The sequence below is a fragment of the Streptomyces incarnatus genome (assembly GCF_001027185.1).
Classification (GTDB): Bacteria; Actinomycetota; Actinomycetes; order Streptomycetales; family Streptomycetaceae; genus Streptomyces; species Streptomyces puniciscabiei.
The window spans coordinates 3,561,147-3,582,282 of record NZ_CP011497.1 but is presented as its reverse complement, the minus strand read 5'-3'; the positions used below and the strand labels follow the sequence as shown (position 1 = coordinate 3,582,282).

At 68.4% G+C, this 21,136-nt stretch carries 16 protein-coding genes; 4 read left to right on the top strand and 12 right to left on the bottom strand.

What is annotated here, in order from left to right:
- Positions 1-64 precede the first annotated feature (64 nt).
- The gene (tuf, locus tag ABB07_RS15900; RefSeq protein ID WP_208899320.1) at positions 65-1,258 is read left to right on the top strand and encodes an elongation factor Tu; all 1,194 of its coding nucleotides are present in this window, start codon (positions 65-67) and stop codon (positions 1,256-1,258) included.
- 304 nt (positions 1,259-1,562) lie between these two features.
- Complete coding sequence (nshR, locus tag ABB07_RS15895) at positions 1,563-2,372, top strand: NshR/TsnR family 23S rRNA methyltransferase (RefSeq protein WP_208899319.1); 810 nt, start codon at positions 1,563-1,565, stop codon at positions 2,370-2,372.
- A gap of 131 nt (positions 2,373-2,503) precedes the next feature.
- On the opposite strand, the gene ABB07_RS15890 is transcribed toward nshR, so the two are convergent.
- The 12 genes from ABB07_RS15890 to ABB07_RS15835 all read right to left on the bottom strand — a co-directional run bounded on the left by ABB07_RS15890 (position 2,504) and on the right by ABB07_RS15835 (position 18,288).
- A complete protein-coding gene (locus tag ABB07_RS15890) occupies positions 2,504-3,076 on the bottom strand; it encodes a DUF5825 family protein (RefSeq protein WP_244189768.1) in 573 nt (190 codons plus the stop codon).
- A 117-nt stretch (positions 3,077-3,193) separates the two neighbouring features.
- Positions 3,194-5,131 (bottom strand): RiPP maturation radical SAM C-methyltransferase, encoded by a 1,938-nt coding sequence (locus ABB07_RS15885; protein WP_244189382.1) that lies wholly within the window; start codon positions 5,129-5,131, stop codon positions 3,194-3,196.
- 89 nt (positions 5,132-5,220) lie between these two features.
- Positions 5,221-6,288 (bottom strand): hypothetical protein, encoded by a 1,068-nt coding sequence (locus ABB07_RS15880; protein WP_208899318.1) that lies wholly within the window; start codon positions 6,286-6,288, stop codon positions 5,221-5,223.
- Between the two features lie 194 nt (positions 6,289-6,482).
- Positions 6,483-6,638 carry a thiocillin/thiostrepton family thiazolyl peptide gene (locus ABB07_RS15875; RefSeq protein ID WP_086844216.1) on the bottom strand — a complete coding sequence of 52 codons (156 nt, stop codon included), beginning with the start codon at positions 6,636-6,638 and terminating at the stop codon, positions 6,483-6,485.
- 116 nt (positions 6,639-6,754) lie between these two features.
- Positions 6,755-7,696 (bottom strand): thiopeptide-type bacteriocin biosynthesis protein, encoded by a 942-nt coding sequence (locus ABB07_RS15870; RefSeq protein ID WP_244189381.1) that lies wholly within the window; start codon positions 7,694-7,696, stop codon positions 6,755-6,757.
- Positions 7,677-10,259: a lantibiotic dehydratase gene (locus ABB07_RS15865; RefSeq protein WP_244189380.1), complete on the bottom strand. Its 2,583-nt coding sequence runs from the start codon at positions 10,257-10,259 to the stop codon at positions 7,677-7,679. Before ABB07_RS15865 ends, ABB07_RS15870 begins: the two co-directional genes overlap by 20 nt.
- Positions 10,260-10,375: 116 nt before the next feature.
- Entirely contained in the window at positions 10,376-12,247 is a 1,872-nt protein-coding gene (locus tag ABB07_RS15860; RefSeq protein WP_244189379.1) for a YcaO-like family protein, read from the bottom strand.
- The gene (locus ABB07_RS15855) at positions 12,244-13,968 is read right to left on the bottom strand and encodes a hypothetical protein (protein ID WP_208899316.1); all 1,725 of its coding nucleotides are present in this window, start codon (positions 13,966-13,968) and stop codon (positions 12,244-12,246) included. Before ABB07_RS15855 ends, ABB07_RS15860 begins: the two co-directional genes overlap by 4 nt.
- Before the next feature lie 88 nt (positions 13,969-14,056).
- The gene (locus tag ABB07_RS15850; RefSeq protein ID WP_208899315.1) at positions 14,057-14,755 is read right to left on the bottom strand and encodes a tpaF; all 699 of its coding nucleotides are present in this window, start codon (positions 14,753-14,755) and stop codon (positions 14,057-14,059) included.
- Between the two features lie 4 nt (positions 14,756-14,759).
- Positions 14,760-16,364, bottom strand: coding sequence for a tpaE (locus ABB07_RS15845; RefSeq protein WP_208899314.1), 1,605 nt, complete (start codon positions 16,362-16,364; stop codon positions 14,760-14,762).
- Positions 16,365-16,394: 30 nt separating this feature from the next.
- Positions 16,395-16,967, bottom strand: coding sequence for a TOMM precursor leader peptide-binding protein (locus tag ABB07_RS15840; RefSeq protein ID WP_244189378.1), 573 nt, complete (start codon positions 16,965-16,967; stop codon positions 16,395-16,397).
- Between the two features lie 52 nt (positions 16,968-17,019).
- On the bottom strand, positions 17,020-18,288 hold the full coding sequence (locus ABB07_RS15835; protein ID WP_244189377.1) for a YcaO-like family protein: 1,269 nt from the start codon (positions 18,286-18,288) through the stop codon (positions 17,020-17,022).
- Between the two features lie 715 nt (positions 18,289-19,003).
- On the opposite strand from ABB07_RS15835, the gene ABB07_RS15830 reads away from it, so the two are divergent.
- Positions 19,004-19,636 carry a class I SAM-dependent methyltransferase gene (locus ABB07_RS15830; protein ID WP_208899312.1) on the top strand — a complete coding sequence of 211 codons (633 nt, stop codon included), beginning with the start codon at positions 19,004-19,006 and terminating at the stop codon, positions 19,634-19,636.
- 171 nt (positions 19,637-19,807) lie between these two features.
- A complete protein-coding gene (locus tag ABB07_RS15825; protein WP_208903465.1) occupies positions 19,808-20,998 on the top strand; it encodes a cytochrome P450 in 1,191 nt (396 codons plus the stop codon).
- The last annotated feature ends 138 nt before the right edge of the window (positions 20,999-21,136 follow it).

Below are 21,136 nucleotides of genomic sequence, written 5' to 3'. Positions count from 1 at the left end.
ACAGCAAAGATCACCTGGCGCCGATGAAGTAAGGCGTACAGAACCACTCCACAGGAGGACCCCAGTGGCGAAGGCGAAGTTCGAGCGGACTAAGCCGCACGTCAACATCGGCACCATCGGTCACATCGACCACGGTAAGACGACCCTCACGGCCGCCATTACCAAGGTGCTGCATGACGCGTACCCGGACCTGAACGAGGCCACCCCGTTCGACAACATCGACAAGGCGCCCGAGGAGCGCCAGCGCGGTATCACCATCTCCATCGCGCACGTCGAGTACCAGACCGAGGCGCGTCACTACGCCCACGTCGACTGCCCGGGTCACGCGGACTACATCAAGAACATGATCACCGGTGCCGCCCAGATGGACGGCGCGATCCTGGTGGTCGCCGCGACCGACGGCCCGATGCCGCAGACCAAGGAGCACGTGCTCCTGGCCCGCCAGGTCGGCGTTCCGTACATCGTCGTCGCCCTGAACAAGGCCGACATGGTGGACGACGAGGAGATCCTGGAGCTCGTCGAGCTCGAGGTCCGTGAGCTCCTCACCGAGTACGAGTTCCCCGGCGACGACGTCCCGGTCGTCAAGGTCTCCGCTCTCAAGGCCCTCGAGGGCGAGAAGGAGTGGGTGGACTCCGTCCTCAACCTGATGAACGCCGTCGACGAGTCGATCCCCCAGCCGGAGCGCGACGTCGACAAGCCGTTCCTGATGCCGATCGAGGACGTCTTCACCATCACCGGTCGCGGTACGGTCGTCACCGGCCGTATCGAGCGTGGTGTCCTCAAGGTCAACGAGACCGTCGACATCATCGGCATCAAGCCGGAGAAGACCTCCACCACGGTCACCGGCATCGAGATGTTCCGCAAGCTGCTCGACGAGGGCCAGGCCGGTGAGAACGTCGGTCTGCTGCTCCGCGGCATCAAGCGCGAGGACGTCGAGCGCGGCCAGGTCATCATCAAGCCGGGCTCGGTCACCCCGCACACGGAGTTCGAGGCCCAGGCCTACATCCTGTCCAAGGACGAGGGTGGCCGCCACACGCCGTTCTTCAACAACTACCGCCCGCAGTTCTACTTCCGTACGACGGACGTGACCGGCGTGGTGACCCTCCCCGAGGGCACCGAGATGGTCATGCCGGGTGACAACACCGAGATGTCGGTGCAGCTCATCCAGCCCGTCGCCATGGAAGAGGGCCTGAAGTTCGCCATCCGCGAGGGTGGCCGCACCGTGGGCGCCGGCCAGGTCACCAAGATCGTCAAGTAAGTTCCGCTTGCTTGAGGGTCACCTGACCTGAGTGGCTCGGAGGGGCCCGTACGACTTCGGTCGTACGGGCCCCTTTGCTGTCCCCGGCAAAGGTCGCGACCGAACGCTGCCGCGGCGACCCAGCCTGCTCCGCTCGACCAGGCGTTGTATGATCTAGGTCGGGTACTTCATGTGCGGGGATTGATCGCGCGGGCCTCGGATGGGGAAGTCCGGGGAGTTCTGCCGGACAGCAGGCGACCTTCTCCACGTAGGGCGTCACACCCCAGGAATCGCGTCACTGAACACGGCAGCCGGTAGGACGACCATGACTGAGTTGGACACCATCGCACATCCCTCCGATCCGGCGGTGCAGCGGATCATCGATGTCACCAAGCCTTCTCGATCCAACATCAAGACCACGTTGATCGAAGACGTCGAGCCCCTCACGCACTGCATCGGGGCCGGGATGGAGTTCATCGAGGTCTACGGCAGCGACAGCAGCCCTTTCCCCTCCGCATTGCTGGATCTGTGCAGGCGGCACAACATCCCGGTCCGCCTCATCGACTCGTCGATCGTCAACCAGTTGTTCAAGGGGGAGAGGAAGGCCAAGACGTTCGGCATCGCCCGCGTCCCACGTCCGGCCAGGTTCAGCGACATCGAAAGCCGGAGTGGGGACGTCGTCGTTCTCGACGGGGTGAAGATCGTCGGGAACATCGGCGCGATCGTACGGACGTCGCTCGCGCTCGGCGCGTCGGGGATCATCCTGGTCGACAGTGATATCGCCAGCATCGCGGACCGGCGTCTGCAACGAGCCAGCCGAGGGTACGTCTTCTCGCTTCCCGTGGTTCTCTCCGGTCGCGAGGAGGCCATCGCCTTCATCCGGGACAGTGGTCTGAAGCTGATGACGCTCAAGGCAGACGGCGACATGTCCGTGAAGGAACTCGGGAACAGCCCCGACCGGCTGGCCCTGTTGTTCGGCAGCGAAAAGGGTGGGCCTTCCGATCTGTTCGAGGAAGCGGCTTCCGCCTCGGTCTCGATCCCCATGATGAGCTCGACCGAGTCCCTCAACGTGTCCGTTTCCCTCGGCATCGCGCTGCACGAGAGGATCGACAGGAATCTCGCCGCCAACCGGTGAGCGCCTCAGTTCCCCCGGACACTCGGTTCCTCGACGTCGCTCGGTAAGTGGTGACCACCGCACACGGCGGCGATCACCACTGACGAATCGAGGTGCGCCGGTTCACCGGACACGTCGGAGGTACACGTTTCTCACACCTCCCAGGCCGGCAACGCCCAGCGCTTCAGCCGGTACGGCGCCCACCACACACCGCCGCCGATCCGGACGACCAGGTGCTGCTTCTCGAACACCGACATCGCCTGGTCCGGCATGGAGTCCGCTCCGCGGTCGGCCAGCAACGAGTCGATCGCGGAGACAAGGGCGCCGTCCGAGACCGTGAGCCGGCGCAAGCCGGCGTGGCGCCGGTCCCTGATCTGCAGGAATCCGGGTCCCCGGCGGAAGAAGCACCGGCCGACGTGGTACCTCGCCCGCCAGACGGCCAGCACCTCGTCACCGCGCGGCCCCTCCAGGACCGACGGGGGGAAGAGGTGGCTGAACACCCACCACACCGGGCCGTCCGACGCCAGGCGCGCCCGCCAGTCCACCTCCACGCCGTAGCCGGTGAGTTCGCGGATGAAGGAGAGCACGGGGATCATGTGCTCGCTCCCGGGCCGCCCACTGAGGTCGACAAGGGGCTCGACCGACACGAACCGCGCGCCGGACTCATGGATCCGGCGCGCCTCGTCCACGACGTCCCCGCCGAGTACGCCGTCGCCGAGGTGCATGTCCGGCAAGGCCCGTACCCCCGGGGCACCGTGGCGCCACAGGCTGAACCGTACGTCGAACCCGCTACCGGGAACGGTCGCGACATCATTCATCGCCGGCACGTGCACACTCACCTCTCACACCGCCACGGGCGTCGGAGACGGGCGGTCGGATGCCGACAGCCCCTGGCCCACCTGGATCTGCATGAACCTCTGGTTGCGGTCCTTGGTGACGACGTGAATCATCCGACCGTCGTCCGTGAAGATCAGGCCCAGTTCCATCCACCGGTCGATCACGGCGCTGACGTCCGTCTGCCCGAACCGCTTCGAGCATTCGCGCTCGAGGTACTGGAGCGTCCTCGGCTGGTCGAGCAGTTGGAAGAGCGCGAGCTCGACGTCGGTGGTGAGCTGGACGACGTCCCAGTCGAAGCCCGGCCGGGTGTTGGTGATCGTGACGCCCTCGTCGGTCTCGAAGTAGGACAGCTGACTGCGCCAGTGCTGGTGGCGCCACTCGTCCAGGCCGGCCCTCAGTTTCCACGCCATGTCGTTCCCGATGCCCCGGTGCGTCGCGTCGAAGATGTACGCGATGTCGAACAGTTCCTTCTCGGGAAGGTCGTAGGTGAGCGCGTACTGAGAGGCCGCCCACCGCTCCTGGAAGCCAAGCGAGGGGTTCTCGAAGTACGGGGCGAAACGCTGGACCGCGAGCCTGTCGTCCCCGCCGGCCGGGCCCAGGTGGTGCAGCTTCGGGAACTGCTCGATGATCTTGGCGTAGTCCTCGTCCGTCTCCCCGGGGAACCCGTAGAGGTAGGCCCAGATGACGGTCAGGCCCAGCGACTCGGCGTCCCGCAGCATGCGCACGTTCAGGCAGCCGGAGACGCCCTTGTCCATGAGCTTCAGCACCCTGCTGCTCAGGCTCTCGACCCCGGGCTGGATGCAGACCACGCCGCCCTTCGAGATGATCTCGAGTTGCTCGTAGCGCAGGTTGGCCTTGATCTCGTACATCAGCCGCAAGTCGATGTCGGCCTCGGCGAGATGAGGCAGGAGCGAGTCCAGGTAGGCCATGTCCAGGATGTTGTCCACGATCATCACGTCGAGGATCCTGTGGCGCTTCGCGAGCGTGACGAGGTCGTCGATGAACTGGTCCGGCCGCTTGCTGCGGAACATCATGCTGGCGCCGTTCAGCCCGCAGAAGGTGCAGTGGTGCTTCTCGCCCCACCAGCAGCCGCGGGAGCTCTCGATGACCAGCCTGGGCTCCAGCCAGAACCGGGCGTGCGACTTCGAGAACTGCGCGAAGTACTCGTCGTAGTGGGGCAGGACCATCGCGGCCGGCGGCAGTGGCTTGGTGCTCACGGCGTTGAACACCGAGGTCCCGCTCTCGTCCCGCCAGCACAGACCCGGGACGGCCTCGAAGGCCGGCTCCTCGCGCAGTGAGCGCAGCAGACCCGGCCAGGCCAACTCGCCCTCACCGCGGACCACATAGTCGATGAAGCCGAAGTTGCGGTGCAGCGCCTCGCCCATCGGCCCTTCGCAGTTGGCGCCGCCGAACACGGTCACCGTCCGGGGGGACAGTTCCTTGAGGCGCCGCGCGACCGCGAGGGACGCGGTGAGGGTCTGGAACGTGGTGGTGAAGCCGACGACGTCGGGTTCACCGGAGGCGATGCGCTCGGCGAGTTCGTCGGTGAACTCCTCGACGTGTTCGTGGAGCCACAGCGTGGTCTGCGTCCGGCTTTCCACGGTCGTTCCGTGGGCGAGGTCCTGCCCGGGGTCGAGCGCCGCCTGGGGGCCGAACTTCTCCAGGAACTCCGGTACCTTCCACTTCGGGTCGTGGTAGAGGGCCGAGGAGAAGACCCAGTCGCCGGTGCCGATGTAGCAGCTTTCGAGGTCGTAGTAGCGGTAGTCCTCGTAGCTGAAGTCGGGGCGGCGCGAGGTGATCCAGTCCACGAAGTCGAGATTTCCGTACACCACGTCGACCTGGGCGTCGGGAAACTCCTTGAGCGTAAGACTCTTGAGCAGTCCGAGTGCCAGGGATGGAAACCCGATCGGACTCCACGGCACATTAGCGAGCACAATGTGCATGATTCTCCTCCGTTGAGGTCGATTTCGGCCGGACCATTGCGTAGCTGGAGGCGTGCGGAGCCAGATCCAGACGGATTCCGGTAGGAGGGCTACGGATGTGCGAGCTCCTTGGCGACGGCGTCGAGTTCCTTCGCCAGTTCCTCGGTCGACTTTCCTGCCAGTTCCTCGTTGGCGCGAGCGAGGAGGTAGCAGAAAAGGAACCGCTCAGCCAGGTTGAATCCCATGGTGTAGAGACAGCTGTACAGCAGGCTCGTCTGAATCCGGTACGCCAGGAAATCCGGGTTCCGGTGCAGGAGGTCCGACATCTCGTGCGACAGTTCCTTTGAGTGGAAGCTGCTGCGCGACAACGCGGCGTCGGGGGTCTGGTGGAAGTCGTCGAGCGTGGGCCCGTCGTGGGTGATGAGCCCGGCCCGGCATGCCTCGCGCAGGGTGCCGAAGTGCTGCCGGACGACGTCCACCCAGGCGCGAGCCGGCTGGTCGTCGGCGGCGGGCAACGGGTTTGACGCGCAGTCGCCGATGAATTCCCGGGCAGCCGAGCCCAATTTCTCGTAATAGGCGGCACAACGACGCTCGAAGGCATCAGGGTCCTTGGCCTGCGCGGCCTTGGCGCCTTCGTAGTGTGAGCGGTAGCTGAGCATACGGAGGCTGAGGAGTTCGCGGAAGTCGCGGGAGGACAGCTGCCGCTGCTCGGACTCCAGCAGGGTGGCGCCCGAATTCGCGACCATCAGGCGCAGTGCCAGCAGGTAGGCCTTGGCCGTGTCGCCGCCGATCTCCGACACGCTGCGGGCGAGGACCGGCGCCACGGCGCGGTAGAGCCGCTTCGCCGCGGCGTCGAACCCGTCCCCGCCGATGCCGGAGTTCCACAGCGGGGAGGGGATCTCCTCGAACAGGACCTCCGCCGTGGCCGGACGCAAGCCGTGGCGGTCCGCCGCGCGTTGGACGCGGTCGCGCGCCTCGCCGGCCGTGACCGTATCGGACCCGAGGCTGATCTGCAGACAGTCGCGTCCGGTCGCCTGCTCCCAGGTGCGCACGAAGTAGAAGTCACCCGGCCAGGCGGGCTGGGCCGGCCCGAACAGGTCGGTGATGAAACCGCGGACCACCTGCGGCAGCGTTCTGTTTCCCCCGTCGAGGGGGATCGTCACAAAGACATGCACCATACGTATCTCCGGGTAAGTCGCTGGCGCCGGGCGCGCATTCGGTGAATGGCGCCCGGCGGCAGCAACTATCCTCGCCGCCTTATCAAGAAGGCGACGATGATGTCGCGCAGGCGGTGCCGGCGCAGGGAGTCACTGTCGCCGGGCGCGCATTTCGCGAATGGCGCCCGACGACAGCGACATGATGCGCTGTCCGGTCAGGACGACGAGGACGACGACGAGCTGGTCGTGCAGCCCGTGGTCGTGCACGAGGCCGCCATGACCTGCGACAGGGTTTCGTCGCTGTAGCTCGAGTCCTCAATCAGGTCCGAGATCTCCAGCGCATTCAGGTCGAGCTGCTCTGCAGCGTCCACTTGAAACACCTCCCTTTCGGTTTCGGTTTCCATTCCATCTTACCGCCATATAGCGGTAGTTGTGGTGACAAGAGCTGAGAAATCCAAATGGTCACGAACGGATTCCTGCGCTCCGGTCAAGCCTTGTGCGGCACCCGCAGTTCGGTCAGGGAACTCCGGATGACGTACGCCAGGAACGCCTCCGCGGCCGGAAGAATCCCCAGGCGGTTGTTGGTCGTGTGTATGTAGTTGGCCAGGCAGCCGGCATACGGGGTTCCTTCGAGCGCGAGCTCCCCGAAGTCACTCCCCGTCGGTTTTTCCTGTACCGAGAGTGTGGAATTCAGCGCAGTGGCATAGATGTCGTGGAAGACGTCGGTGGCTCCGTCGCGCCAGACCGCGCCGCACAGGTTCGTCACCCTGCTCCGCGTCTTCTCGTACACGGCCGCCCATTTCTCCTCGTAACCGGGCGGTACCCACCTGAGCCAGTCCTTCTCATAGGCGCGGAGGAAATCCTGGCTCTGCTCCACGTCCAGCCCGGAACCTTTGAGGGACATGGCCATGACGCGCATGGCCAGACCCGCCGGCGACGCCTGGAGTTCACGGTCCGACCGGTCGGCGAGGAGATCCAGCACCGCGGCCGAAGTCGAGCGGAACAGCTCTTCGGCGATACGGAGTCCCGTGGTCCCGCCGTACTTCGCGTACTCGGGCGAGTAGGGGGAGGGTTCGATGGTGCCCGGCGCCCTGACCTCCTCGGGCTTCGCCCCTTCGAGATCTGCCAGGCCCGGCTGGAGGGAGGACTGCTCCTCGTACTCGGCGGCCTGCTCGGCGTCGAGCGTGGGCATCGCCGCGGCCAGCATGCCGCGTACCGACTCGACGGTCTCGTCGGACGCCCGGTGCAGCCTGAGCCGGATGTGCGGACCGCCCTGCCAGTACCGCAAGTACCAGAAGCGCTCCCGCATCCCGGCGTCCCGCACGACGGGACGGATCACGTCCCGCAGGAAGGTGGGCTGGAGGGACATCGGCAGATAGACATGGAGGGGCCGCCACTCGGCGTCGGGTTCAGTCCCTGTAGAGCTCAACGAAAAACTCCTCTGCCGCTGCCGGCCCTGAGCCGCCGTACTCGTCGGTCGCCGGCATGCACTCTCGAACGGACACGTAGACGTCGTCCCGCGTCAGAGCGGTCTTCGCGAAGCTGCGCACCAGATACGGATTGCGGAAGTCGACGTACATGGGCTTGTGGACACTGGCCCTGTGCAGGTGGTTGAAGTCGGTCCAGTCCCGTGGGATCTCCTCGACCAGCCCGGACAGCAGGTTGTACTCGTCCAGGCGCTGCGTCAGCACGAACGCGTGCTGGGGCAGGCCCTGTTCGATGCGCCACTGGTCGAAGCGCAGCAGCGCCGGGTACGAGTCCTTGCTCAGCTCGGACAGTTCGGGGATCTCGCGCGCGGGCACCGTCCAGGTCCTGCGGCTGGCGACGACGTCGCCGACCATCAGCCGGGGGGACGAGCCCGGATATCCGCGGTGACCCATCGCCCGCCCGATGTTGTCCATCGGCGCGTAGTTGTACCTGATGGTCGGGCTCAGGACCTCGATGAGGTTGTAGAGGACCGGCACCACGATGGGGAGCAGGAAGTTCATGGGGGTCAGATGGACGCGCTCGTCGCGCTCGGGGTCCCAGAGGAGCAGCCCGCGGTGGGCGTGGTCGATCCGGATCATGAGCTTGTCGAGGCTGTAGGCCTTCATCTCCGGCGAGGTGGGCCAGGTGCCGGGGTAGTTCAGCACCCGGTCGGTGAGCGGCGGGTGCAGGTTGAAATTGAGCCCGGCGACCATGTTGAGGTCCACCTGCCCGGGGAACGCCTTCCTGAGGTGTTCCCGGACGGCCGACCGGAGCGTCCAGCCCTCGGCTGCCGAGCCCTCGATGAACGAGCTGAAGCGCGAGAAGTACACGCCGTATCCGGTCAGGACGCCGTTCACCACGACGGCGGGCGACGGGGCGCCGCCCGCGAGCTGGACCCGGAAGGTGATCGAGTCGGGGTCGACGCAGTCCTCCACGCCCGCACACGCGTCCTTGAGGGCCTCGGGGGACATCCGGACGACGCCGTCCTCGGGTACGAGCTGCCGGCCGATGTCCCGCAGGGCCTGGTCGCGCTGCGCGATGAAGGTCTTCGACGCCGCGGCGGAACGCCCCCAGAACACCGCGTCCTGCTCGGCTTCCGAGAGCTGTACGAGCTTCTCGAAGAACGTCAGGAAAGGCACGGTGTCGCGGTCGCCGAAGGTGTCCGCCGCGAAGGCGTACACGCCCAGCCGCTTCGCGTGGCCGTAGTCGAGCATCGACGACAGCCGCCACAGGCTCTCCAGCGCGGGGACGCTCTTGGCCACGGCTTCCCGGTTCCAGGTGGCGGGACGGTCGGGCGTCCAGAGGTCCTCGTACACCGGCGCCCGGGTGATCTCGGCGGGGGGCGCCTCCAGCCCGCACACCTCGGCGATGCCGGTGAGAGCCTGGTCCGCGGCGCTCAGCAGCGGCCTGCGCTTCTCCGTGGGCGCGTCGGACAGCGCCGCTTCCAGTTCCACGAGGGTGTCGAGGTGACCGCTCAACGCGGCTACGGGCGCGGTCGTCCCGGCGCGCAGGACCCCCGCCAGCTTCTCGGAGTATCCCGGGTCCTGTTCGTCGAAGCCGGGGCAGACGTACAGCAGCTCGAGAAGCAGCATCGTCCGCAGGGCCTTCCGGCTGGCCTCCTCCTTGCCGGTCAACTCGGTCAGCGCCCGGAGCACCTCGGGCACCGACGCCGTGCCCGAGTCCATGACGGTCAGGATGCAGTTGACGACCTTGTCGCGCTTGAGCCTGACGACCGTCTCCGAGAGGCCTTCCCCGTCGGCGTCGGGGACGACCCCGATGAACTCGACCGTCTTGTCGTCCGCGCGCAGCGACGAGTTCAGCAGCACCTGGCAGAGGTCGATACCGCCATCGACCCGTCGCAGTCCCGCGACCAGCCAGTTCACCAGCACCCGGTTCAGGGTCGACGTCGAGTACGTCCGGGGCTCGGACACGGCGTGTTCGGCCTCGGGAAGATCCGTGGGGAAGGCTCCGACCTCGGTGAACCGGCCGAAGGGCGACGGCTTCAGCGCGGCGCGATAGGCGAAGTTCACCAGCGTGGACTCAAGGACGCGCAGCCGGCTCGGCTTGGCCGAACGCATCTCGCCCGAGGTGTACCGGCGCAGGCTCTCGTAGAGCTGGTCGCCCGAGAGCTGGATGCTCCTCGCCATCGAGTCGTGCTCGAAGAGCCGGGCGAAACCGGCGCGTGCCGACTGCGTCCTCGCGTCGAACAGCGACTGTGCCTCGTCCTCGCAGCGCCGCGTCCGCCGAACGAGGTCGAACCACTCCCGCAGCCCGGCGACCGTGTCCTTCTCCAGGTGCGGTTCCACGACGGCGATCCGCCGCGCCGCCGGCTCGGCACGCTGGTTGTAGACGTCACGGCGCAGCCTGACGAGCTCGGCACGCACCGACTCGTCCACGTGCGGGACGACCCCGGCCAGACGGTCGGACACCTCTTCCGCACGCCGCGCACATTCCACCCGGAGACGGCGGCTCTCCTCGATCCGCTCCCAGGTCTCGTCGAACCGGAGGTCCGCCAGTTCTGTCACCGGCAGCCGACTACGCCGGAAGAGGACGTAGGGGCTGACCCTCGCGGTGGACTCAGCCGGCGGCTCCGCATGCTCATCCGATCGCACGAAAGGGCTCTCTTTCTCTTACCAGCGGGCTACGCAAAGGGGTGCGGCGGGACGTCCGCCGGGGTCTGGTCGTCGGGCAGCAGCGAGGGGTGGGGGAGCCGTCCGCCGTGCAGGCGTGGCAGCCCCTCCATGCGCCGTGTGCGGTGCCCGAACGTCATCGGCAGGCATCCGGGGACGAAGCTGCGTGTGCACACCAGCCCGCGCCAGCGCAGCTCCGGCGTGGTGAGATCGGCCGCGTAGACGTGACTGCCGACGGCCTCGATCCGCGTGCGCACGTAGTCGAGGTCTTCCTTGAGGGTGCCGAACTCCGGGGCTGCCGCGGCCGCCGCGCTGAGACTGACCTCGGGCCGGTCCGGCGTCGTCAGGAACGCGAACCAGTCGCGGGAGGCGGGCAGCGCACCGAGCAGGCTGTGGTCGTCCATGGTGACCAGCGAGTCGTGGTCCTCCGCGAGCCGCTGCCGGTGCTCCGGGTCGTCGTCGTACACGCACCGCATGGAGGCCACGCGCGCGGCCACCTCGAAGATGGCCGACTCGGCCGCCGCCCGCGGATACAGGCCGGCCGCCGTCGACACGAGCGTGCAGGGACCCGAGTCCGCGTCGCGCTGGGCGAGTGCCAGCACGACCGGGATCTCGATGTCCAAGGTCGCCCAGTACAGCCGGACCCGGAATCCGGTGACCACTTCGACGCGCTCCATCAGGTCCCTGACGTCGCTGTCGGCCGGTCCCAGGGTGAGTTCGGGGAGGAGCAGCTTGCGGTACCACGTGAGCAGGAAGGCGTCCCGTTCCACGATCTCGAAGAGCCCGTGCAGGGTCGCTTCCTCGTGACTCTGGCCCAGCGCGAAGCCGTTCGACGTGTCGTAGAAGAACGGCTGCCGCGTCCCCGGGCGGCGCACCCACGACAGGGCGACCTCCGGAAGGTACCGGGCGGGTCCTTCGCCGAGGGGTGTGACCGGGACCCACTCCACCGTTTCGGCCGGATCCAGCGGCGTCCAGGGAAAGTCCTCGCGCGCGTACTGGTCGGCGGAGTGGTAGCCGAGGGTGCGGGGGTCGATGGCCCGTGTCCCCAGCTCCGAGAGCGAGGCCTCCACGGTGCCGTCGACCGGCTGGTGGCAGAAGCCCGCGAGACGCTCCAGGCCCTCCAGCACCGCGGTCGTCCGGCTCTTGGCGAAGCTCCGGGAGCGCCCGACCCCGGGCTCCAGCATGCCGTTGCCCAGCGGCAGGCCCACCTGCGCCGTGGGGAGGGGGCCGTCCAGATCGGCGAGCGGTTCCCTGAACAGCGAGTGCGGTCCCATGTAGTCGGACGTGAGTGTCGGCGGCAGCGGGCGGCCGGCCCGGAGCGCACCCTCGGACTTCTCGAGCAGCTCGGGCGCGGAGCCGAAGGCGACCGTGGTCGTGGTCGTCGCCGACTGGCATGCCGGGCATCCCGTCCTCGGCGGTACGAGCCCTTGTCGCACCGTGCCGCCGGCTCGGTCGACCATGGCGAGCGTTCCGGCGGGCGGGTTCTCCCGCAGGAAGAGTGCCGCGGTCCGAGTGACGACTGTGCGCACCGCGGGACCGGCCTGCCGCCAGAGCGCGTCGCTGCGCGCGCCTTTCGCGGAATCGCTGTCGGACGCCTCCTCGAACGGCAGGTCGGCCGAGTCCACGTGCCTGGTGAGGGACCACGCCAGGCACCGCGGGCATCCGCCGCCCCCCTGGTCCGCCCGGTCGTAGGCCAGGACGTAGACGCTGCCGCACCAGAACAACACGGCTATGCTCCGCCCCGTTCCGGCCCCGTCGGCGTGTATCCGTGTGGGGTCGGTCAGCGGTCCCAGGAGCACCTCCGCGGGCGTGGGTGCGCCGGCGTCGGCCGACAGCGCGGAGACCAGGTCCGCGGCGGGTGGAACGTGCGTTTGCGTCCTCATGCCATCTCCACCAGTCGGACCTGGTGCCGCGCGAAGGGAACCGTGTGCGCGGTCACCTCCGTACATCGCGGCCGTGCGATGTGCCGCCATACCTCGGCCCAGTCACGGAAGTGGGGGTTGAGCGGGACCAGGGCGCCGTCGTCGTTGACGAGCCGGAGCAACGCCATCGACACCGCTTCCGCGTAACAGGCGCCCGCGCCCTGCGTGACCGTTCCTCCGGCGGCGCGCCCCAGGACCCGGTAGACGCCGTTCGGCAGGCGGGTGCCGGACCACTGCGGCGCCTCGCAGCCGGCGGTGCGCTCGACACCCCGCTGGATGTACCGGCTGAATGCGGCGCACTCGTCGTGCCCCAGGTCGTCGTCGGACAGCGGCACCAACTCGGGGCCGTCCGCCGGCGTCGCCATCGACTGCCTCAGCAGGGCTCGGTAGACCGCCTCGTCCAGAGTCCATCCGGCGCTGAGTGTCGGCCGCGGTCCGTCGTGCTGCGCGGCGAAGAGTTCGAGGCCGTTGAGCGCTGCCTGGTAGAGGGCCTCCCGGGACGACAGCGTGGCGGCGGTGATCTCGCGCGTCCCGGCAGGTCCGACGAGGAGGGTGGCCCGTGCCTGTCCGAACGGGACCTGGGGCAGGTCGCCCCCGTCCAGGTAGCGGAAGGGGCCGGCGAACTCGTCCGTCCAGCCGGCCAGGACGTCGATGATGTGCCCGTGGTCGTCGTCCAGCCGGCTGTCGTCGTCGGGACTGACGATGTTCCTGCGGACCAGGGCCTCTTCCGCGTCGTCGCGCCGGTCACCGGTGGCGGGTGGTACCACCGCGCGGTGGCAGCGGCAGCCCGCCGCCGACCACGCGGGATGCGGTTTCACCGCCGGCAGGCTCGCGTCGAGGGGCATGGCCACCGCTGCTGCCGTGTGCTCACCGAGCCCGGCAGTGCGCTGGTAGATCGCGTGGATCACGGCCGCCGCGGTGAAGTCGTCCGGTGCCGGTGACACGGTGCCGGCCGGAGCGCCGGGCCGCGCCGTGCGACCGTACCGGCACAGGCAGGCCCAGCAACCGGTCGACGTGTCGTCGGACCAGAGGATCCAGTGGCGTCGGCCCGCCTCGCCCACGATGCCGTGCGGTACGCCGCGGTCCAGCAGCGCGTCCTGCAGTCGCACGGTGCGTTCGTACGGGAGGCTGTCCGCGTCGATGACGACCAGGCCCGCGTCCTCCCACAGCGGCAGCGGATCCTCGTCCGAGACGGTGTGGTACTCGGTCCTCAGCCCGAACAGCGGTGAACCGGCCAGGAGTTGGCGCAGGCGCGCGAGCCAGTCGGTGCCGCCGTACAGGTGGAGGGCGGTGGCGAGGACGCGGTCCAGCGCGCGCACCGGTTCGTCCGTCAGCTGTGAGAAGAACGGAATCAGCCACTCCGCCGCGGGGCCCTTGGCGGTGACCTGATGGGCGATCGGCGCGTCGAGGACGGTGACGCACCGACGGGTCACCAGCGCGTCGAGCACGCGCGACACCGCCGCGCGTGACCCGGCCGGGAACGCACCGACCAGGTCAGCACCGGTGCGACTGCCGTCAGACCGGTCCAGCAGCGTCGAGACCACGCCGAAGGCGGACGCACCCTTGATCGTGAAGGACGCGGAGCCGACACCGATCCACGCTCCGTGTTTCGTCCGCAGCGCGGACACGTCCGGGCGGGCGAGGACGACTCCGTCCGCGCGGGACGCACCCTCGTAGGACATCGATTCACTCGCTTTCGTCGCGCAGCATGTCGCGTCGCCGGATGACCGTCGACGGGGGTGGGGGATGGGCGCGTTTCGAGGCCTGTGATCAGGGCGCCGGGTGGGCGTAGGTCGCGGCGAGCAGGGGGTGCCGGGTCGCACCGTCGCTCTGGACCAGATTCCGGACGGCCGAGCCGATGAACCCGCCGAAGATGGTGCCGACGAGGTCGTGGGACTGGCATCTCAGGTGGAAGTCGTAGAGGGCCATGGAGGCACGCACCGCGCAGAGGCGGTAGCCGTGCGATCCCGCCCACGAGTCCGCGCGGTCGATGTCGGCGTAGACGCTGACGATTCCCGCCGCGTCGGCGAACTCGCGCTGGACACCGAGGAGTTCGGGATCGCCGACGACCGAGGCCGGGGCGATGTACGACGCCTCCCGCGCGGTGACCCGGTAGACCCCGGCCGGCTTCCCCTCGCTGCGCAGCGCGAAGACGAACGCCTCGAGCGGGCCGGTGTCGTCATCGAGCTGCCAGCCGTCGGAGTCGCGCCGCAACGTCTTCTGCACCAGGCTCAGGATCAGATCCGTGCGCACGGGTGTGTCCGCGTAGTGCAGGGACGACCGGCGTGTCAGGAGGGTGGCGGCCAGATCGCGGGGGTGCCCGGGGGCCGCCTCCTGCTCATCGACGGCGACGCGCGTGGCGTCCGCGAACGGCTTCGGTGACCGGTGTGCCGCGAGACCGTCGCTCGTCCGGGCACGAGCGGCGAAGCCGTCGAGCAGCGGCTGCATCATGGACGTGTCGGATCGCATCGAATCAGCCCACTTCCATGACCGCGGCGATGGGTTCTTCGGCGGGGGAGAGGCCCAGGTACTCACTCAGCAGGTGGTCGTCCCAATCCGTGACGAGCGAATAGTCCAGGTTCAGGTGGTCGGTGACCCTCCGGGCGGTGGACAGTCCGACGCCCGCGTCGCAGAGCGAGAGCCGGAGCCCGAACGTGCCGTACTTGGCGGCGATCTTCTTGAGATTGGAGGTCACGACCAGCAGCAGCGGCCGGTCGCCCGGCAGCTCGTCGGTGGTGAGTTGTGCGAGGGAGTGGTCCTGGTCGCGGTACGCGTACCCGCCCACGGGCAGGACGGCCTCGTCACGGCTCACCACATAGGCCGTCGCCGAGCCGATGTTCCCGCCGGCCGCGGTCCACCGTTGTACCCACCCCTCGGTCCGCTCGCGGATGCCGAACGCCATCGCGAGCAGGAGGGCGACATCGGGCCGGCCGAGGTCCGCCCGGTCTTCGGCCGGCGCTCCGGCCAGCCTCGACACGTCCGCCTCGGGCAGCGCCAGCCGCGGGCAGCTGGGCCAGCTCCGGAACTCGAACTGCAGCTTGATGTTCGAGGACTGGAAATGGGCCAGATGCCCTTTGGGGTCCAGGAACCTGCGCGGTGGCAAGGCCACCGCCGCCTCGTATGTCGCGCTGGACGGCGGCACGGAGGCCGTCGTGCCCTCGCTGAACGAGCAAGTGGGACACCCGGGGCGGGTCGCGCTCGGACGGTGTCGCGTCGCCAGGGTGGTCAGGTCGATGATGCCCGCATCGAGCGGCAGGTAGGTCCGGATCGATCGCGAGACGAGCGCGAGCACGTGATGGGCGACGAGGCCGGCGACGAGGTCGTACGCGTGCTGCGGCGGATCGTCAGACAGGTCGTCCTCGCCCGACACGCCGCACTCCAGGCACGGGGTGAACGCGGGGTCCACGTACGGTCCCATGACCATCGAGGTGCTGTCGGCCCGGACGCGCAACAGGGGTCGCTTCTCCAGCCAACATCGGCGCCGCAGTTCGACGAGCTCCGGCTGGGACTGCCGGGTCTCGAAGAAGACGACGAAGGCGTCGTCGGCGACCGGCAGCCGATCGATGTCGTCGACCACCTCGCACACCCCGCTCAGGCAGCTCGTCGTGGCCTCCACCAGAGGGCGGTGTCCGGCCACATGGACCGTGGCGCGACCGAGCCTCGCCGCGGCGTCGGTCCAGGACGGGTTCACTCCGGTGGAGTTGCCGAGCCGTGACAGCAGGCAGGCGAGCTCGGGCGGTAGCGCCGGGTGTTCGCCGTCCTGGGTGCCCTCCTCCAAGGCCCCTGACGCCCACAACAGGGCCAGGGCCTTGTGGACGACCGCCTCGTCGAGTCCCACCGCGGCGGCGAGATCGGCATGCGCGGCGGCACCGTCACAAGCGGCGGCCAGCCGGCCGAGCGGGCCGCGCGCGAACTTCCCGGTGAAGACCTGCCGTTTGTCCGCGCCGTCGAGCATCACGGCGTCGCCGGACCGGCGCAGCCGGACACCCTTGCGGAGTACGGGGCGGACGGGGACAGCGATCTGCTTGTCATGACGCGCGACCCGTCCGAGGGTATCCGCCCTCAGCTCAACACCCATCGCTTGCACTCCTCCCCCGAAGCGAGAAACTCACGTGAGACCAGCCATCGCGTCGATGCCCGTCCGCCGGTCGCCCCATCGGGCACCGCAACGCGGACAGCGGTCCACCGCCACCGTCGACGCGGTCGACAGCGTCCCCGTGACGAGGTCGAACGTCCGTACCGTGCCGCCGAGCCCCACCGGGCCCGTGCGCAGCTCGGCCACGGCCAGCGTCAGCAGACCGTGCGCGATCGCGAGGTGCATCCGGCCGAAGCCCTCCGGCAGTCCCCGGGTCGCCTCGCCCACGGGATCGGCCTGCCCGGGGTCCCGGTGCTGCTCGACGCGCCGCAGGTAGCAGTCGTAGCAGGCCGTGGCTCCGGGGATCACGGCCGGACCGCATACGATCCTGGTCGGGAGCAGCTCGACCGCCACCGTCGGGACGCCCCGCTCGAATCCGAGCCGGTCGAGCGCGTCACGCAGTTTCTCGTCCTGCCCGGAGTAGACGGCGGCGATCACCGCGGCGTGCAACAGCCGGTCGTCGTCGGGAAGTTCACTGCCGGTCACCCGGCTCGATGCCGCCGCCTGGTACGCGTCGGCGTACTGCTCCCCGAACGCGTCTCTCACCAGGTACAGGCATCCCTCTGATTGCTCGGACAGCACGTGCCTTGTCCCCTATCTACGCAGCGGGCTGTGGTTCCGGATTCAGCGACTCCTCGCCGTGGCTCTCGTGCCCCATCGCCGTGGGCGCGGTGTAGAGCCGGTCCGTGCCGAGGTAGCGCTCGCTGTGAATGAACGACAGCGGCACGGCCTCGGGGACCAGCACCTTGACGGCGTGCATGCCGACCTGTCGTGCCTCGTCCGTGGTGACGTCCACCACGAGCACCTCGGCCCCCCGCGCGGCCACCCGGGACACCGCGGTCGCCAGCGGGTCCGGGTCGGCGGACAGGTCGGGCAGCTCGTCGAGGCGTCGTACGTCCCGCTCGCCTTCCAGCAGGTGCCGGAAGGCGTCCCGTCGGTCGGCCGAGGCGTTGTAGGCCGCCGAGCCGATCACGCTGACGGTCCCGTCGTCGGGCCGCCCCGCCGGCCGGCTGTCCACCGCGGCGCGCAACGCCACCCGCACGGCGGCGAGTTCGCGGTAGATCTTGGCCACGGCCCGCCGCGGATCGACGTCGCACGTGGCGCAGACGATCTGGGCCAACCGGTCTTCGTGGGGCGAGAGTTGCACGGCGTACACCACAGGGATGCCGAAGTCCGTCGTCGCGTCGAAGAGCCGGACGTCGAGGTGACGCGCGGTTCCCGTCGCGTGGTAGGCGCGTTCGAGCGGTTCCAGCAGCTCCGGATCGACCGACAGGTGCGGCAGCCGCAGGCGCTGCAGCCACGCGATCGAGAGCGCGTCCCGCTCCACGACTTCGAGCAGCCCGCCGAGCACCGCGCCGCGGAGATCGGAGTGGACGGCCGCTCCCGTGGTGATGCCCCGGGTGAAACGTTCCGACCGTGACCGCGGTGCCATGTGCAGGTACACCGCGATGGCCGGGACGAGGACGGAGCACCGCCGGGTGAGCGACCAGGCCCGGACCCATCTGATCGGAACAGCCGGGTCGTACGGGACCAGACCGCAGTCGTCGCGAGCGAACTCGCTCGCGGAGCACTGGGGCCAGCGCGTCGGCGAGACGAACTCCTCGGTGAGCTCGTCCTCGGCGGCGACAACGATGTCCTCGTCGTGCCAGGCGCAGACCGAGTACCGTTCGAGCGCCTCGGCGATCGAGATCAGCCTGGCCCGCTCGCCGGCCAGAGCGCTGCCCACACCGTCGACATTGCCCAGGTCCCCGTCGTTGCTCCAGCCCCGCATGCTGTGCAGGACCTTCGACGGGTCGCCGATGCCGGCGACGCGGATGGTGAAGTCCGGATCGCCGTCGGCCACTGGCAGGGCCGCGGTGCGGGACACAAGGCCGTACGGAGACACCAGAGACGTTATTCGCCGTAACGCAGGCGTACTGACGTCCATAGATTCTCCCCCGTTGAGAAACTCAGGCCGACGGCGGTTGGTGGACCGCCGTGGGCCGATCGTCACCGACCGCGGTCCAGGCTGTCAAGCAATGTGGAGCCGGTCCCTTCGGTTGCGTGTCCTATCACTGCTGGTCGGGACGCATTTTTTGCATGTAGGGAGCACGTGCCGTCACAGGGTGACTTCGCGGCACTCGGGCAACGTGTCGGCAAAGGGCTGGCCGTCGAAGAGGATGTGCGGCACGATGCTGGCGGCGCAACGGGGAGAAATGCTGCACCTACGCCGGCGGACGTGGCCCTGCGTGCATGACATCGGGGCCGGTCGGGTATGTCGACGTGTTAACGCGGTCGAAGCAGCAGGGAACCGCCGGTGCGTGGTTCGGTAAAGGCTTTCGACGGGCCCCCGTCGGTCCGTTATGGGCGAGAAGGCGGTCGAAGGGGGCACTTGCGGCACAGCCGTCGCGGATATGGGCGAGCGAATCCGGCCAATGCGGCCTGGCCGGTGGCGACATTTTTCTGGGACAGTCTGCTGGAACCATGACCCGAAATCCGGCCAGTTCACTGCCCTAATGCCGCGTACGGTGCGGGGAGTTCGCCGCAGCGGATGGGTTCCGGCCCCGCGCGGACACAGGGCGGATCGACAAGGGGGAAACGACGTGACCGACGTGACCAAAGAGAACCAGCGGCTCCTCGCACTGTGGCAGGAATACGCTCCCCGCTATGACCGTGACGCCGGGCGTCTCGAACGCATGCTGCTCGATGACGGGCGTTCCTGGGTGGCCGGCCAGGCAAAGGGAGAAGTCCTCGAAGTCGCCATCGGCACCGGCCTGAATCTGCAGTTCTATCCGGCCGGGGTGTCCCTGACCGGACTCGACCTGAGCCCGGCCATGCTGGACCAGGCCCGCGACCGCGCCGCCGCACTGGGCCGGGAGATCGAACTGCGGGAAGGACAGGCCCACGCGATGCCGTTCGCGGACGACTCGTTCGACACGGTCGTCTGCACGCTCGGGCTGTGCAGTGTGCCCGACGAACGGCCCGTGATCGCCGAGATGTACCGGGTGCTGCGACCTGGGGGGCGGCTGCTGCTGCTCGACCACGTGGGCAGCCACCACCGGTTGATCTTCTGGTGGCAGCGCATGCTCGAGAAGAACATGCTGCGACAGTGCGGCGACTACCAGACCCGCCGGCCGCTTCCGCTGGTCCAGCGGGCCGGATTCGTCATCGAGCACCAGGAACGGCGCAAGCTGGGCGTCGTCGAGCGGGTCACCGCGCGCAAGCCGGCCGCATAGCGGGCCGCTTCACTTCGGTCGGCCACCAATTCGACGGGCAACGGACCAGCCGATGGAAATCCTGGCTTCGGTGGCCGTGTCCAGGGACTTTCTTCTGGGGCCCGGGACGAAGCCCTCCGCCATCGGATTCCATACCCACGCTCTAGCAAAGGATGACGAAACGTGACATCCATGGCCGACACCTGGGGAATTCACGAGGCGCAGTTCTGGCTACGTGGCCGGGCGCCGGAAGCCCCGGTGCGCTACGACGCCCAGGCCGGAATCTGGTGCGTCTACGGCTATAAGGAAGTCCAGCACGTCCTGGCCAACCCCGCGACGTTCTCCTCGCATACACAGCGCGTCATACCCAAGGACATGCTGGAGGGCCAGGAGGAGTTCAGTGAGGGCAACCTCATTCAGATGGACGGGCTGGAGCACAAAAAGCTCCGCGGACTGATCAGCCATGCCTTCACTCCGAAGATGGTGGCCGATATGGAACCCCGCATCGCCGAGCTGACCAACGAGTTGCTCGACGAAGTCGCGGACGGCAACCGGATGGAGCTGGTCAACGACCTGGCCTATCCGCTTCCGGTCATCGTCATCGCCGAACTGCTCGGAGTGCCCGGCTCGGACCGGCACAGATTCCGGGAATGGGGCGACGCCCTGATGGAGAGCACCCAGGAGTTCTCCTTCGCCGACCGGACCGAAGGACAGCGGCAGCGGCTTCAGGACGCGATGCTGAAGGTCCGGAAACTCTCCGACTATCTGCGTGAACATGTGGAGGATCGCAGGAGGAATCCCCGCGAAGACCTGATCACCAAGCTGATTCAGGCCGAAGTGGACGGTGAACACCTCACCGACAACGAAGTGGTGAACTTCTCCAACGTCCTGCTGATCGCCGGGCACATCACCACCACAATGCTGCTGGGCAACTCGATCCTGTGCCTGGACACCCATCCGGAGTGGTTCGCCAGGGTGCGCGAGGACCGGAGCCTGATCCCCGCGGCGATCGAGGAAGCGCTGCGGTACTTCAGCCCGTTCGCCGGGACGGCGCGGGCCACCACGACCGAGGTCGAACTCGGCGGCGAGCGCATCCCCGCCGACTCCTTGGTGGTGACGTTCCTCGGCGTGGCGAACCGGGATCCGAAGGTGTTCACCGATCCGCACACCTTCGATCCGACGCGGGACCCGAACCCGCACATGGCGTTCGGCCGCGGGGCACACTTCTGCATCGGAGCGCCGCTCGCGAGGCTGGAAGGCAGAGTGGCGCTGAACATCCTCCTGGACCGCTTCCCGAACCTGCGGAGCGATCCGGAAAGGCCGCCTCGGTTCCTTCCCAGCCTGAGCATGACCGGGGTCAAGGAACTCCCGTTGGTGTTCTGAGCACGACACAGTGCGGCCCTGCCCCGCCGAAGAGCTCGCGGTTCCGGACGGTGGAGATTCTGACCGGCGGTCACTGCAGGTCGGCGCGCCGGCCCGGGGATGCAGCCGTACGGCGGTGCGGGCCGGCGGGGCCGGTCC

Excerpts from the sequence above, each read along its gene's own strand:
- nshR (WP_208899319.1), top strand. The coding sequence starts at position 1,563 with ATGACTGAGTTGGACACCATCGCACATCCCTCCGATCCGGCGGTGCAG.
- ABB07_RS15890 (WP_244189768.1), bottom strand. The coding sequence starts at position 3,076 with ATGCACCTCGGCGACGGCGTACTCGGCGGGGACGTCGTGGACGAGGCG.
- ABB07_RS15885 (WP_244189382.1), bottom strand. The coding sequence starts at position 5,131 with ATGCACATTGTGCTCGCTAATGTGCCGTGGAGTCCGATCGGGTTTCCA.
- ABB07_RS15880 (WP_208899318.1), bottom strand. The coding sequence starts at position 6,288 with ATGGTGCATGTCTTTGTGACGATCCCCCTCGACGGGGGAAACAGAACG.
- ABB07_RS15860 (WP_244189379.1), bottom strand. The coding sequence starts at position 12,247 with ATGAGGACGCAAACGCACGTTCCACCCGCCGCGGACCTGGTCTCCGCG.
- ABB07_RS15855 (WP_208899316.1), bottom strand. The coding sequence starts at position 13,968 with ATGTCCTACGAGGGTGCGTCCCGCGCGGACGGAGTCGTCCTCGCCCGC.
- ABB07_RS15850 (WP_208899315.1), bottom strand. The coding sequence starts at position 14,755 with ATGCGATCCGACACGTCCATGATGCAGCCGCTGCTCGACGGCTTCGCC.
- ABB07_RS15845 (WP_208899314.1), bottom strand. The coding sequence starts at position 16,364 with ATGGGTGTTGAGCTGAGGGCGGATACCCTCGGACGGGTCGCGCGTCAT.
- ABB07_RS15825 (WP_208903465.1), top strand. The coding sequence starts at position 19,808 with ATGGCCGACACCTGGGGAATTCACGAGGCGCAGTTCTGGCTACGTGGC.